This window comes from Stenotrophomonas maltophilia group sp. msm1, assembly GCF_032025805.1.
GTDB lineage: Bacteria > Pseudomonadota > Gammaproteobacteria > Xanthomonadales > Xanthomonadaceae > Stenotrophomonas > Stenotrophomonas hibiscicola.
In genome coordinates, this window is record NZ_JAVSKH010000001.1 from 476,820 (window position 1) to 490,621 (window position 13,802).

General features: G+C 67.2%; 6 protein-coding genes and 7 pseudogenes. 7 read left to right on the forward strand and 6 right to left on the reverse strand.

All coding sequences use genetic code 11. The features are described from left to right. Positions 1-24 precede the first annotated feature (24 nt). Both ROV95_RS02155 and ROV95_RS02160 read right to left on the reverse strand, forming a co-directional pair. Positions 25-2,248, reverse strand: a pseudogene (locus tag ROV95_RS02155) (S9 family peptidase). A 159-nt stretch (positions 2,249-2,407) separates the two neighbouring features. Then, a pseudogene (locus tag ROV95_RS02160) lies at positions 2,408-3,096 on the reverse strand (glutathione binding-like protein). 110 nt (positions 3,097-3,206) lie between these two features. Here ROV95_RS02160 and ROV95_RS02165 point away from each other — a divergent pair. Together ROV95_RS02165 and ROV95_RS02170 are read left to right on the forward strand one after the other, a co-directional pair. Continuing rightward, positions 3,207-3,848 (forward strand): TIGR00645 family protein, encoded by a 642-nt coding sequence (locus ROV95_RS02165; RefSeq protein WP_019661669.1) that lies wholly within the window; start codon positions 3,207-3,209, stop codon positions 3,846-3,848. Positions 3,849-4,049: 201 nt separating this feature from the next. Beyond that, the gene (locus ROV95_RS02170; protein WP_227853735.1) at positions 4,050-5,051 is read left to right on the forward strand and encodes an energy transducer TonB; all 1,002 of its coding nucleotides are present in this window, start codon (positions 4,050-4,052) and stop codon (positions 5,049-5,051) included. A gap of 82 nt (positions 5,052-5,133) precedes the next feature. Here the strand turns inward: ROV95_RS02170 and ROV95_RS02175 are convergent, their stop codons facing one another. After that, positions 5,134-5,388 carry a hypothetical protein gene (locus ROV95_RS02175; protein WP_134730910.1) on the reverse strand — a complete coding sequence of 85 codons (255 nt, stop codon included), beginning with the start codon at positions 5,386-5,388 and terminating at the stop codon, positions 5,134-5,136. 78 nt (positions 5,389-5,466) lie between these two features. On the opposite strand from ROV95_RS02175, the gene ROV95_RS02180 reads away from it, so the two are divergent. Both ROV95_RS02180 and ROV95_RS02185 read left to right on the forward strand, forming a co-directional pair. Beyond that, a complete protein-coding gene (locus tag ROV95_RS02180) occupies positions 5,467-6,252 on the forward strand; it encodes a helix-turn-helix transcriptional regulator (protein ID WP_312543797.1) in 786 nt (261 codons plus the stop codon). A gap of 67 nt (positions 6,253-6,319) precedes the next feature. Continuing rightward, positions 6,320-6,748 carry a hypothetical protein gene (locus ROV95_RS02185; RefSeq protein WP_312542644.1) on the forward strand — a complete coding sequence of 143 codons (429 nt, stop codon included), beginning with the start codon at positions 6,320-6,322 and terminating at the stop codon, positions 6,746-6,748. 72 nt (positions 6,749-6,820) lie between these two features. Here the strand turns inward: ROV95_RS02185 and ROV95_RS02190 are convergent. From ROV95_RS02190 to ROV95_RS02200, 3 pseudogenes are all read right to left on the reverse strand, one after another. Beyond that, positions 6,821-8,006: pseudogene (locus ROV95_RS02190) on the reverse strand (ABC transporter permease). Then, positions 8,003-8,749, reverse strand: a pseudogene (locus ROV95_RS02195) (ATP-binding cassette domain-containing protein). Before ROV95_RS02195 ends, ROV95_RS02190 begins: the two co-directional pseudogenes overlap by 4 nt. Beyond that, positions 8,746-10,265 (reverse strand): annotated as a pseudogene (locus tag ROV95_RS02200) (alpha/beta hydrolase). The pseudogenes ROV95_RS02195 and ROV95_RS02200 overlap by 4 nt, the downstream one beginning before the upstream one ends. A gap of 296 nt (positions 10,266-10,561) precedes the next feature. Between ROV95_RS02200 and ROV95_RS02205 the strand changes: the two are divergent. From ROV95_RS02205 to ROV95_RS02215, 3 genes and pseudogenes are all read left to right on the forward strand, one after another. Next, positions 10,562-11,086, forward strand: a pseudogene (locus ROV95_RS02205) (DUF1203 domain-containing protein). A gap of 191 nt (positions 11,087-11,277) precedes the next feature. Next, positions 11,278-12,449 (forward strand): annotated as a pseudogene (locus ROV95_RS02210) (lytic polysaccharide monooxygenase). Positions 12,450-12,627: 178 nt separating this feature from the next. Next, positions 12,628-13,797: a lytic polysaccharide monooxygenase gene (locus tag ROV95_RS02215; RefSeq protein ID WP_312542647.1), complete on the forward strand. Its 1,170-nt coding sequence runs from the start codon at positions 12,628-12,630 to the stop codon at positions 13,795-13,797. The last annotated feature ends 5 nt before the right edge of the window (positions 13,798-13,802 follow it).

Consider the following 13,802-nt stretch of genomic DNA (forward strand, 5'->3'; position numbering starts at 1 on the left):
GGCGGGCTCCTTCCCGGTTGCGGATCAGGGTTTCAGGCAGCGTCCCAGGAAGGCTTCGGCCACGCGGTAGCGATGCAGGGCATCGGCGCCCGACAGGCCATGCTTGGCACCCGGGTAGGTCATCAGCTCGAACGGCTGTGCACGCTTCTGCAGCGCGCTCATCAGGCTGGTCGAGTTGGTGAACAGCACGTTGTCGTCGGCCATGCCGTGGATCAGCAGCAGCGGCGAGCGCAGGCCGTCGATATGGGTCAGCACGCGCGCTTCGCGATAACCGGCTTCATTGCGTGCCGGCAGATCCATGTAGCGTTCGGTGTAGTGGCTGTCGTACAGGCCCCAGTCGGTCACCGGCGCACCGGCCACGCCGCAGGCGTACTGGTTCGAGGCCTTGGCCAGCAGCATCAGGGTCATGTAACCGCCGTTGGACCAGCCCTGCACGCCAATGCGCGCCGGGTCCACCCACGGCTGCTGCTTGAGCCAGGCCACGCCCGCAGCTGGTCGGTCACTTCCACCGTGCCCTGCTTCCCGTACAGCGCACCACCGAAGTCGCGGCCACTGCGCGGGGTGCCGCGGTTGTCCAGCGAGAACACCACGTAGCCCTGCTGGGCCAGGTACTGGTTGAACAGGTGATCACCGCGGCCGGGCCAGCTGTCGGTGACGGTCTGGCTGGCCGGGCCGCCATAGACATACACCGCCACCGGGTAGCGCTTGGACGGATCAAAGCCGGCCGGCTTGATCAGGCTGTAGTTCAGTGGGGTCTTGCCATCGGCGGCGGTCAGCGTGCCGAACTCGACCGGGCGCTGCGCGTCGCGGTAGCGCGCATACGGGTGCCTGGGATCGGCCAGGTCGTTCTCCACCAGCGTAGCGATCTTCTCGCCATTGGCGCGGAACAGCTCGATCTGCGGCGGCGTGGTGCTGTTGGACCAGCTGTCGACATAGACGCTGGCATTGCGGGCGAACGTGGCGCTGTGCATGCCCGGTGCCTTGGACAGGCGCTGGGTCGCCGCCCTGCAGCGATACCGCGTAGATCTGGCTTTCGCGCGAGGTTTCGATGCCGGCGCGGAAGTAGGCCTTGCCGGCCTTCTCATCAACCGCCAGCAGTTCGTCCACCGGCCAGTTGCCGTGGGTCAGCGCGGTGGTCTTGCCCTTGCTGTCGATGCGGTACAGGTGCTGGAAGCCGGTACGCTCGGACGACCACAGCACGCTGCCGTCTTCCAGGAAGCGCAGGCTGTTATGCAGCGGCACCCAGGTCGGGCTGGTCTCGTGGGCGAGCACGCGCTGGCGGTTGGAGTCGAGCGCCACTTCCACCAGGTCCAGCTGCTTCTGGTCACGCGACTGGCGCTGGAAACTCAGGTGCTGCGGATCGCGCCAATCGACGCGGGCCAGGTAGATATCCTGTTCCCTGCCGAGGTCGACCCAGCGCGGCTGCGCATCGGCGGCCGGTGCGATCACGCCCAGCTGCACGCGCACGTTGGCGTCGCCGGCGGCCGGGTAACGCTGCTCGATCACGTCGGTGCGGTCGGCATAGACCTCGTAGCGCTTCTGTACCGGCACCGGCGATTCATCGATGCGGGCAAAGGCAATGGCCGAATCATCCGGCGCCCACCAGTAGCCGGTGTGGCGATCCATCTCCTCATCGGCGACGAACTCGGCCACGCCGTTGCCGATGGTGGTGCTGCCGTCGTGGGTCAGCTGCAGCTGCTTGCCATTGGCCAGGTCGATCACCCACAGGTTGCGGCCGCGGATGAAGCTGACGAAACCGCCCTTGGGCGACAGCTTGGCGTCGGTGGCGAAACCTTCACCGTGGGTCAGCTGGCGCACGGCCGCCTGGCCCTGCTGCTTGAGGTCGTACAGGTAGAGTTCGCCGCCCAGCGGGAACAGCAGGCGCTGCGCGTCCGGCGACCACTGGTAATCAACGATGCCGGTCATCGCGGCGATGCGCTGGCGCTCGCGGCGTGCCTTTTCCGTCGTCGCTGAGGGTCTCGGTGCCGGGCAGCACCACCTTGGAATCAACAAGCAGCCGGGTCTGGCCGCTACCGATGTCGTAGGTCCACAGGTCCAGCTGGTTTCGGTCGCTGTCCTTGCCGCGCAGGAAGCTGACCTGGGATCCGTCCGGTGCCACCTTGGGCTTCATCAAGGTCGGGCCGGACAGCGGCAGCGGACCGGTGATGGCTTCCAGGGTCAGCTTTTCAGCGTGGGCAGCGGTTGTGGTGGCAAGCATGAGGGCGAGCGAAGCGAACAGGTGGCGCATGGAGGGTCCCGGCAAACGGCAGGTCCGCCCCCGCGATGGACGCGGAGCGGTCGTCCCCCATCCTAACCAAGCCCGTGCGGGAAGGCAGCATGACCTTCTGCCCATAGCAGTGCGGACGAGTGCCGACCAACGGTCGGCACCCACCTTCAGATGCCGGGGTCAGCGCTGGCCGAACAGATGCTTGCGCTCTTCGTCGCTGAGCGGCTTGCCGGCGTTGGGGTTCACCTGCTGGCGCAGGGCATAGGCGCGCTGGGTGGCCGGGCGTGCGGCAATCGCTTCATGCCAGCGCTTGAGGTTCGGGAACGCGGCGAAGTCCACCGGCTGCGTGTCGTAGGCGCCGACCCACGGGTAGCTGGCCATGTCGGCGATGGTGTACTCATCGCCGGCCAGGAAGGCGTGCTGGGCCAGGCGCTTGTCCATCACCCCGTGCAGGCGGCGCACCTCGTTGTCGCGCGCTCGATGGCATAGGGAATCTTCTCCGGCGCGTACACGTTGAAGTGGCCCATCTGGCCACTCATCGGGCCCAGGCCCGCCATCTGCCAGAACAGCCATTCCAGGGTGGTCACGCGGCCACGCGCGTCGCTGGGCAGGAAGCGGCCGGTCTTCTCGGCCAGGTACAGCAGGATCGCGCCGGACTCGAACACACTCTGGGGAGCACCGCCATCGGCCGGGGCATGGTCGACGATGGCCGGCATCTTGTTGTTCGGCGAGATGGCCAGGAATTCCGGCTTGAACTGGTCGCCCGAGCCGATGTTGACCGGATGGATGCGGTACTCCAGGCCGGCTTCCTCCAGCAGCAGGGTCACTTTGTGGCCGTTCGGGGTGGGCCAGTAATACAGGTCGATCATGGCGGCGGCTCGGGGTGCGGAAAGGAACCTGAAGTCTAGTGCGTGAGTTGGGTTGGCACCGTCATGGCGGGCCGGTAACCTCGCGGCTCCCCCGAAACGCACTGTCCTGCATGAGCCACAGTCCTCGTCCCTTGTCCCCGTTGTCCTCGCTGATCTTCGCCTCGCGCTGGCTGCAGCTGCCGCTGTACCTGGGCCTGATCCTTGCCCAGTGCGTCTACGTGTTCCTGTTCGGCAAGGAACTGTGGCACCTGCTGTCCCACTCGGTGTCGATGGGCGAACAGCAGATCATGCTGATCGTGCTGGGCCTGATCGACGTGGTGATGATCTCCAACCTGCTGGTGATGGTGATCGTCGGCGGCTATGAAACCTTCGTCTCGCGCCTGCGCCTGGAAGGCCACCCGGACCAGCCGGAATGGCTGAGCCACGTCAACGCCAGCGTGCTGAAGGTGAAGCTGGCGATGGCGATCATCGGCATCTCCTCGATCCACCTGCTGAAGACCTTCATCGCCACCAGCGCGTTGAAGGGACTGCCGCTGTGCAAACCGGAACAATGGGCAGCGGCAGTGTCTTCGGCGTCGACCAGTTTCTACAACGCTGGCGTCGATACCTGCACGACCATGACCCAGGAAGGTGTGCTGTGGCAGACCATCATCCACTGCGTGTTCATCCTGTCGGCGATCGGCATCGCCTGGACCGACAAGCTGATGTCCAACGGCCACAGCAAGTCGCACGACAAGGCACACGACCACTGAGGTCGCCGCCGGCCACGACATGATCACTGCGGCCCCACCCGGCCACCACCCCTTGTGCGGGGCGGTGGCCGGGATGCTAGATTGCATCCTCGCCGTTGCCGGCGGTGGCGTCGGGAAACGCCACCCTGCCGCGCCTGGACCACGGGTCCCGGCCATGCATATCAATGATTTACGTCACGTCGTCTTCTAGAGGGGAGCAGGATGTCGCACGTCTCAACGATCACCGCCGCGCGCCGGTGGCTGCCGGTTGCTTTGGCACTGGCGCTGGCCGCCTGCTCGGGCAAGGAAGAATCCGCAGCACCGGCTCCGGCCGCCGCCCCCAACGCCGCTGCACCGGCCGCACCGGTGGTCGCCGCCAAGGTGCAGTCGATGGGCACCGAGCAGCTGCGTGAGTCGGCCAGCCAGGCCCTGCGCGAGAACCGCATGTACGCGCCGGCCGGCGACAATGCCATCGAGTACTACCTCGCCCTGCGCGACAAGACCCCGGACGACGCCTCGGTGAAGAGCGCGCTGACCGACCTGCTGCCCTACACCCTGATCGCCGCCGAGCAGCACCTGGGCCGCGAGGACTACACCGAAGCACAGCGCCTGGTGGCACTGATCGAGAAGGTGGATGCCTCCGCGCCCGCCCTGCCGCGCCTGAAGGACGGTCTGTCCAAGGGCGTGGAAAACGCGGCCAAGCGCACCGAGACCGAAGCGGAGAAGGCAAAGAAGGACGCCGAGGAGCGCAGCAAGCAGCAGATCGAACAGCAGCGCCTGGCCGAACAACGCGCCAAGGAAGCCGACGCGGCCAAGCAGATCGCTGCCCAGCAGGACGCCGCACGCCGCGACAACGAACGCCAGGAAGCCGAGCGCCAGGCCGCCGCACGCCGCGAAGCCGAACAGAAGCAGCAGCAGGCCGCGGCCCAGCAGGCCAGCGCGGCGCGCCAGGCCGCGGCTGCCGCCGCGCCCACCCTGCGCCCGATCAGTACGCCGGCGCCGCGCTATCCGGCCGAGGCACTGCGTTCGGGAACGTCGGGCGAAGTGCTGGTGGAGATCACGGTCGGTACCGACGGCTCGGTGGTCAACGCCCGCGTGCTGCGCGCAACCTCCGGCCGCACCTTCGACCGCGAAGCCCTGAACGCAGTCAAGCGCTGGCGCTTCGAGCCGGTCAGCGCGCCGGTCACCACCCGCCGCACCCTGGTGTTCGCGCCAGGCGGCTGACCGCAGAAAAGGGGACGGGGGGATTAAGTCGTTTCCGCCCCAAAATGACCACACGGCCCGGCATCTCCGGGCCGTGTCCGCTTCAGGAGAGGCTGTCAATCAGGCGTTGCAGTGCCGGATCGCGCGCGGCCAGCACCTGGAACAGGCCCAGCGCATGCAGGCCCGGCAGCAGCCCACGCAGATCTGCTTCGGCGGTGGCGCGGGTGGCGTCATCGCTGGCGGGGTCCTGCCAGTCACGGACGCTGGCGAGGAAGGCGCCCACGCTGCCCTTGCGCACGATGAGGCCGTTTACCTGCACGTCGTTCTGATGGTCGGGAAGAATGTCCTGGGGCTGCATCGGGGCGGCTCGTGTTGGAATGGGCGCCCAGTGTGGCGCGCGCGGATCGGCGCTTCTGCCGTATAACTGCCAATGGATATGGCAGATCAGACACCGACCGGCTTGATTGATCCGGCATTGGCGGACGCCGACGACGGCCCCATCGTGCTGGCCGGCCAGCTGCGCGTGCCCGGAAGGCGGCGCACCGCGCGCCACCAGCACGTGCGCGGCCAGTTGCTGGGTGCCCACCACGGCCTGCTGCGGATCGAGGCCGGCGACCTGCACTGGCTGCTGCCGGCGGGGCATGTTGCCTGGATACCGCCCTTGCTGCCCCACGCCCTGGTAGGGGCAGACGCATTCGATGGCTGGAGCCTGTACGTCCGCGCCGATACCGGCCTGGATCTGCCCCCGCTGCCCCGCATTTTCCAACCCGATGTGCTGTTGCAGGCGGCGGTGACGCGGGCACTGCGCTGGCCGCATCAGGCACTGGACGCTGCGCAGGCACGCCTGGCCGGCGTCATCGCCGATGAGATCCGTGCCAGCACTCCCTTGCCACTTGCCCTGCCACAACCGCAGGATCGACGGTTGCGGCGGATCGCGGCGGCGCTGGCACGGTCGCCGGACGACCTTCGCAGCGTCGAAGCGTGGGCAGCCACCAGCGGACTGTCCAGCCGCAGTCTCGCCCGCCGTTGGCAGGCCGAAACTGGCATGGCCTTGAGCCAGTGGCGGCAGCGCCTGCGCGTGCTGCTGTCGCTGCCACTCCTGCTGGCGGGCGAACCCGTGATCAGCGTCGCCCTGTCGATGGGCTACGACACGCCCAGTTCGTTCATCGCCGTGTTCAAGCGCGAGATGGGTGTGACGCCTGCGCGGTATAGAAGAGGCTGACGCATTCGGCACTTCCGCCGCCTTTCCGCACCTCCCAAGCTCGCTGTCGATCTCAAGGAAAGAACAGATGAAGTACGACGACGCCAGCTGGCATTCCGGCGGTGATTTCCCCGCGGATCTTCCTGCAGAGGCTGGGGCTACTCACATTGGCATGTACCTGGCGTGGCTGCTGCTACAGGGAATGGCAAGCGCGGAACTCGCCGAGGACGCAGAAGAAGACCTGCAGGCGCTGCGGGAACGTAGTACGACGCCGGGCCTGTTCCTGCTTCAATGCAGCGACGGCAAATTCGTAGACGCTCTGATCAGTGATGAAGCCAACACGTTCACTGCTGTGTACTACGACCTCGAGAATGGCCAGTATCTCGAAGACTATGAGGCACAGCTGGGGGCCCACGTCATTTCGCTGTACCACGTCGCCGACACCTGGGAAAACTTCGACCGACTGGCACCGGTGATCGCTCAGCGCTTCGCCGCTTGGCAGGCAACACAATCCTGAAAACAACGAGGCCCGGAATGACCGGGCCTCGTTTCATATCCGCCGGGCATGGCCCGGCGCTACCCGTGGCGGTCAGCCGGAGATGGCCAGGCGCTCGTTGTGGTAGCGGCGCACGGCGGCGAACCACAGTACGGCGGCCAGGCCGAGGCTGGCGCCGAGGTAGATCGCCCAGACCGTCGGGGTGATGGTCTCGTGGCGGATCACCTTCAGCAGCATCTGGTTCTGCGACAGGAACGGCACGGCGTACTGCCACATCTCGCTCTTCAGCGGATAGGCCACCAGGGCGTAGCCAGGCAGCATCGGCAGCAGCATCAGCCAGGTCATGTGGCTGCGCTTCCTTCATGCTCTTGGCCGCAGCCGACAGGAAGGTCAGCAGCGAGGTGCCGATCAGCAGCATCGGCAACATCACCAGCAGCATCTGCAGCATCGAGCCGACGTTCATGTTGAACTGGCGGCCGATGTTGCCGGGGGCGATCTGCGCGCTCACCTTGAACGCGACCAGGGTCAGCAGCAGCGACACGAAACCGACCACGCAGGCGGCGGCGATCTTGCCGCTGACGATCGCACTGCGCGAGCCCGGCGTGGCCAGCAAGGGTTCCAGTGACTGCCGCTCGCGCTCGCCGGCCGTGGCGTCCATCACCAGGTAGGCGCCACCGATGAACGAGGTCAGCGTCAGCAGTACCGGCAGCAGCATCGACAGGATCATGCCGCGCTTGGCCTCGGCACTGGCCAGGTCTGGCGCGCCACGTCCAGCGGGCGTGCCACCTGTGCGTCGATGCCGCGTGCCATCAGGCGCAAGGCACCGACCTGGCCGTTGTAGGTGGCCAGCGCCGCCTCCAGGCGTGCACTGGGCACTTCGGCCGCGCGACGCGTGCTGTCCTTGATCACCTCCACCAGCGCCGGCTTGCCCTCGGCCCAGTCCTTGCCGAACTCATCGCTGATGCGCAGCGCCACATCGATGTCCTGGGTGCGGATGGCCTCGGCCAGGTCCTTCGGTGCCGGTGCGGTGTTCAGCCCCTGCGCGGCGAGGAAGCGCACCAGGTTCGGCGCGTTGTCCGCACCGATGGTCGGAATCTGCAGCGGTTGTTCGATCTGGGTGCGCACCCGGCTCTCGGCCAGCTTGCCCATGCCCAGCAGCAGCACCGGGTACAGCAGTGGCCCGAACAGCAGGGTCAGAAGCAGCGTGCGGCGGTCGGTCACGCGACAGGTCACGCAGCTCCTTGCGCATCACCGTCATCAGGGTCGACATCATGCTCATGCGTGCAGGCCCTCTTCTGCCGATCAGTTTCACGAACGCATCTTCCAGGTTGGATTCGCCGGCCTGCGCACGCAGTTCGTCGGCGCTGCCGGCGGCCATCACACCGTGCCCTTGGCGATGATCACGATGTGATCGCACAGCGCGGCCACCTCCTGCATGATGTGGCTGGACAGGATCACACAGCGACCCTCTTCGCGCAGGCCCAGCAGGAAGCGGCGCAGCGCGCGCGTGGTCATCACGTCCAGGCCGTTGGTCGGTTCATCGAGAATGACGTTGCGAGGGTCGTGCACCAGCGCGCGGGCAATCGCGGTCTTGGTGCGCTGGCCCTGCGAGAAGCCATCGGTCTGGCGGTCGAGGATGTCCCCCATGTCCAGCGCGTGCGACAGCACCTCGATGCGTTCGCGGATGCGCTCGGCCGACAGGCCATGCAGTTCGCCGAAGTAGGCGATGTTCTCGCGCGCAGTCAGGCGCTTGTAGACGCCACGCGCATCAGGCAGCACGCCGAGGTGGCGACGCACCTCCACCGGATTGCGCGCCGCATCGATGCCGTCGACAGTGATGCTGCCCTGATCGGGCGTCATCAGCGTGTACAGCATGCGCATGGTGGTGGTCTTGCCGGCACCGTTGGGCCCCAGCAGGCCGGTGATGCGGCCATCCTCGGCGCGGAAGCCGACGTTGGACACTGCCTGGATACGGCCGGTGCGGGTGTCGAAGGCCTTGTGCAGGTTGTCGGCGACGATCATGGTTCCCATCCGTTGAACGAGGTGAACGCCGGCACGTAGCTCAGCGTATCCAGGCAGCCGGCGTCCAGCGCCTTGGCATCGGTCGTGTCGATGAACTGGCCGAGCAGGCGCGGCATGCAGCCGGCGGTCAGCGTGCCGTGGCCCTGGCCACGGGCGACCAGCGCGCGTCCATTGGGCAGGCCCTTGAGGACCTGCTCGGCATAGCGCGGCGGGGTCACCGGGTCCAGTTCACCAGACAACAGCAGCGCCGGTACGTCACTGCGCAGCGGCACGGCATTGGCTGCCGGTGCCGGACGGTGCGGCCACACCGGGCAGGCCGCGAAGAACGCACTGGCCACCTCGTTGCTAAACAGCCGCTCGGGATCCTCGGCCGGCGCGTGGTAGCGCGGCGCATCTTCGCTGCAGATCACCGACCAATGCATCCCGCGGTTGATCTGGAAATCCATGCTGCGGTTCGCACCGCGTGCCAGCGAGGCGAGCGGCGCGTAGCGGCCGTGCGCGGCTTCATCAAGAACCAGCGGCAGCAATGAGGCGTACTGGGGTACGTAGGAAAACGCAAAAGCCAGGCCCACCACGCTGTCCGGTGTCAGCACATCCTTCCGGGTCCCGAAGGTGCCGGGGTCGCGATACTCGACCGGAACCGGTGCACGGCGCAGGGTCTCGACCACGCTGCGCAGCTGCGCACGGGTATCGGTCGGGAAGCGCTTGCTGCAGGCAACGTCCTTGCGGCACTGCGCCGACTGCAGGGCGATCGCGTCCTCGAATGTCCTGGCGAAATCGCCGCCCACCAGCTCATTCGGCACCACGCCATCGATGACGATGCTGCGGGTGTGCTGTGGATAGGTGCCCGCATAGCGCTGGGCCACGCGGGTACCGTAGGAGCCGCCAACCAGGTTGAGCTGGTCCACACCGAGCGCCGCACGCACCGCATCCAGATCGGCGATCGCCTCGGTGGTGGTGTAGAAGCGCGCATCGGCACGCCCCTGCAGCGATGCGGCACAGCGCTGGGCGTAGTCGCGCAGCGATGCCTCGGAAGGCGCGGCATCCTCATCCATCGGCAGCTCCTTCCCGTCCGCGCCCAGGCAGCTGAGCGGGCTGGAACCGTGCCGCGCTGGTCGATCAGGAACACGTCGCGCTGTTTGCGCACCTGACGCAGTGCAGTATCGACGATGACCGCCACCTCGCTGGCCGCCTGGCCGGGGCCGCCGGCCAGGAAGAACACCGGATCCGGCTGGCTGGCGCCGCTGCTGCCCGATTCCAGCCAGGCGATACGCAGGCCGATCCGGCGACCGTCAGGCTGGGCCCGGTCCTCCGGCACCTGCAGGGTGGCGCACTGCGCCTCCACGTTGGCGCTGGCACCTACCGTGGACAGCGTGCAGGGCTGGAAATCGATCGTGCCGAAGCGGCGGCCGGGTGCGTCAGTGGCGCCCTCGGCGCCGGGTGACGGCGGCTGGCTGCAACCGGCAAGCATCAGGCTGGCCAACGCTGCGGCCAACGCGAGGTGGAGTCTTTGCATCGTGCTCGTTTCCCCTGGAAGACGTTCCTGGCAACCACGACGGGCTGCCGCGGAAGATGTGACCCAACTTACACGGGCAGCGCGCCGACGGCGATGGGCAATGACGAATCCGCCGCCAACGGCGCGCAGACCAGACGGTCCTGCCCCTCGGCCTTGGTCGGCACAGGGCGGCATCGGCGGCGACCCGCAGCGCCCCACGGGCCAGTGCCCCGGCCTGACGGCGATGCGGGGTCTGAAAACGGCGAGCACGGCCGCCGGCGCACGCGCAGAATCCGCCGCAGACCCAGGAGACACCCATGCACACGTGGTACCTCGGTGGCATCGACCATCGCCCCTTCCTGCACCTGTTCGAGATGAGCGACTGCGCGCTCGCTGCGCTCGGCATCCAGCGTCGCTGGGCCGGCGCCAACGGCGGGCATCCCTGCCGGATCAGCTGAGCGATCCCGCGCCTGGCAGCGAGCTGCTCCTGCTGTCCCACGTCCACCTGCCGCTGCATTCGCCGTACCGCGCCGCCGGCCCGATCTTCGTGCAGCGCGGCGTGACCCGTTGCGTCCTGCCGCCGGGCGAGGTGCCCCCGTGTGCAGCGCCGGGTGATCTCGATGCGTGCCTATGACCACGCCGCGCTGATGTGCGGTGCCCAGGTCTGTGCGGGCACCGAGGTGGCCGACCACCTGGATGCACTGTCTGCCGACCCGTCGGTGGCGTTCGTTCAGCTGCACAACGCCGCGCATGGCTGTTTCTCGTGCCAGGCAGATCGGGTGGGTACCGGGACTGCGTCGCGTGATCTCCATGACGTGATCGATGCCACGCCGGTCACGTGACGTCCAGCGCATCCGTTCAGCCCTGCGTGAAGCCTGCGGGAAGGGCTTCACATGCGCAGTCACGGATCGGCACTGCGATGGTTCCGCCGCCTGCAGTGCGACTCGATACTCGCCCTGGTGCCGCCGAAAGTCCGCCGCCCAGCGCAGCGCCTGCGGTCACCGTTCCCTTTCGACGACCACAAGGATGCGCCATGTCATTCCGATCCACACCGCTGTTGCTGGCCACCTCGTTCGCCGCTGCGGGCCTGTGCCTGGCCGGCAACGCGTTCGCCCACGGCACGATGACCACGCCGGTCAGCCGCGTCTATGCCTGCTTCCAGGGCAATCCCGAGAATCCGACCAACCCGGCCTGTGCCGCTGCAAAAGCGATTGGCGGTTCACAGGCGTTCTACGACTGGAATGGCATCAACCAGGCCAACGCCAACGGCAACCATCAGGCCGTGGTGCCCGACGGCAAGCTGTGCAGCGGCAACAACCCGACCTTCCGCGGCCTGGACGTGAACCGCAGTGACTGGCAGACCACGCCGATCCACGCCGATGCCAATGGCAGGTTCACCTTCGTGTTCAAGGCAACCGCGCCGCACGCCACGCGCGACTGGCGCTTCTTCGTCACCCGCGACGGCTGGCAACCGGGCAGCCCGTTGCGCTGGGCCGACCTGCAGGAGTTCTGCACGCTGGGCAATACACCGCTCTCTGCCGATGGCACCTACAAGCTGCAGTGCACGCTGCCGCAGCGCAGCGGCCAGCATGTGATCTACAACACCTGGCAGCGCTCGGATTCGACCGAGGCGTTCTACACCTGCATGGACGTGCGCTTTGAAAGCGGCGGCGGTGGTACGACGCCGGCACCGCAATGGCAGGATGCCGGCCCGGTCACCGCCCGCGGTGAATTGCCGGTCGGTACGACGCTGGCACTGCGCGTGTTCAATGCCAGCGGCAACGATGTCGAACGTGTGGAAGCGACGCTGGCCAGCGGCCAGACCTCGGCCGCGCAATGGCCCTTGGCGCTGGCCCGCAAGGTCAATGCCAGTGCCCAGCATGCGCGCGTGGGCGTGCTGGCCAATGGTGCAATCACGCCGACGGCCTCGGCCACCGCCAACCGCGTGTACCTGAAGGATGGCAACCGCTTCCAGCTCGATACCCAGGTGCCCGACCCGGGTACACCATCGCCGGGTGGTGATTTCGACCACGTGTACCCGGCGGGCATCGGCAGCTATGTGCCGGGCCAGACCGTGGTGAAGAGCAGCGACGGCAAGCTGTATGCCTGCCGCCCGTTCCCGGAAGGTGCATGGTGCAACGTCAATGCCGAGGCCTACCGGCCGGGCGTGGGCGCGCCTGGCGCGATGCGTGGATCGCGTACTGAGGCAGTGATGCGGGAGGCGGTGCACAATGCACCGCCTTTCGCCCGGATGACGGCAAAGTAAGCACCGTGTTGCAGATCGAACACAGCCGCCATCGATTTCAAACTTGTCCGATGTTGCCGGCGCATCTGCATGTGAAGACTCCTTGAGGTTTCCCACACCTCGCAAAGGAGTCTCTGCATGCACCTGTCCCATCGGGCAGTCTTCGCACTGTCCGTCGTCGCCGGCCTGGCCTTGTCCGGCAACGCCTTCGCCCACGGCACCCTGTCCAAGCCGCTCAGCCGCGTGAAGCAGTGCCACGAGGGCAATCCGGAGAATCCGACCAACCCGGCCTGCGCCGCCGCCAAGGCCATCGGCGGCGCCCAGCCGTTCTACGACTGGGCCGGTGTCAACCAGGCCAACGCCAACGGCAACCATCAAGCGGTGGTTCCAGATGGCGAGTTGTGCAGCGGCGGCAACAGCAAGTACCGCGGCCTCGATCTGAACCGCAGTGACTGGCCGACCTCGCCGATCCGCGCCGATTCGCGCGGGCGCTACACCTTCGAGTTCAAGGCACCGGCCCCGCATGCTACCCGCGAGTGGAAGTTCTACGTCACCCGCGACGGCTGGCAGCCGGGCAGCCCGCTGCGCTGGGCCGACCTGCAGGAATTCTGCACGCTGGGCAACGTGCCGGTCTCCGGCGACGTCTACAAGCTGGATTGCCCGCTGCCCAAGCGCAGCGGCCAGCACATCATCTACAACACCTGGCAGCGCTCGGATTCCGGTGAAGCGTTCTATACCTGCGCGGATGTGCGCTTCGAAGGCGGTGGTGGCGTTGAACCGCCGCCGCAGTGGCAGGACGCCGGCCCGGTCACCGCCCGCGGTGCATTGGAAGAAGGCACCACCCTGACGCTGCGCGTGTTCAACGCCCAGGGCAATGATCTGGAGCGTCCGGAGATCACCCTGGCCGCAGGCCAGACCGCTGCGAACCAGTGGCCGCTGGCGCTGGCCCGCAAGGTCAACGCCAGTGCACAGCAGGCGCGTGTGGGCGTAATGAGGAACGGCGTGATCACGCCGGTCGCCTCGGCCACCGAGAACCGCGTCTACCTGAAGCCGGGCAACCTGTTCCAGATCGATACCCGCCTGCCGGGCCCGGTCGATCCAATCGATCCGCCGCCGGCTGACGACTACGACTTCGTATACCCCGCGGGTATCGGCAGCTACAAGCCGGGCCAGACCGTGGTGAAGGGCACCGACGGCAAGCTGTATGCCTGCCGCCCGTTCCCGGAAGGCGCCTGGTGCAACATCAATGCAGAGGCCTACCGTCCGGGTACCGGCTCTGCCTGGCGTGATGCCTGGATCGAGTACTGAAGGCA

Excerpts from the sequence above, each read along its gene's own strand:
- ROV95_RS02165 (WP_019661669.1), top strand. The coding sequence starts at position 3,207 with ATGAGCCACAGTCCTCGTCCCTTGTCCCCGTTGTCCTCGCTGATCTTC.
- ROV95_RS02170 (WP_227853735.1), top strand. The coding sequence starts at position 4,050 with ATGTCGCACGTCTCAACGATCACCGCCGCGCGCCGGTGGCTGCCGGTT.
- ROV95_RS02175 (WP_134730910.1), bottom strand. The coding sequence starts at position 5,388 with ATGCAGCCCCAGGACATTCTTCCCGACCATCAGAACGACGTGCAGGTA.
- ROV95_RS02180 (WP_312543797.1), top strand. The coding sequence starts at position 5,467 with ATGGCAGATCAGACACCGACCGGCTTGATTGATCCGGCATTGGCGGAC.
- ROV95_RS02185 (WP_312542644.1), top strand. The coding sequence starts at position 6,320 with ATGAAGTACGACGACGCCAGCTGGCATTCCGGCGGTGATTTCCCCGCG.
- ROV95_RS02215 (WP_312542647.1), top strand. The coding sequence starts at position 12,628 with ATGCACCTGTCCCATCGGGCAGTCTTCGCACTGTCCGTCGTCGCCGGC.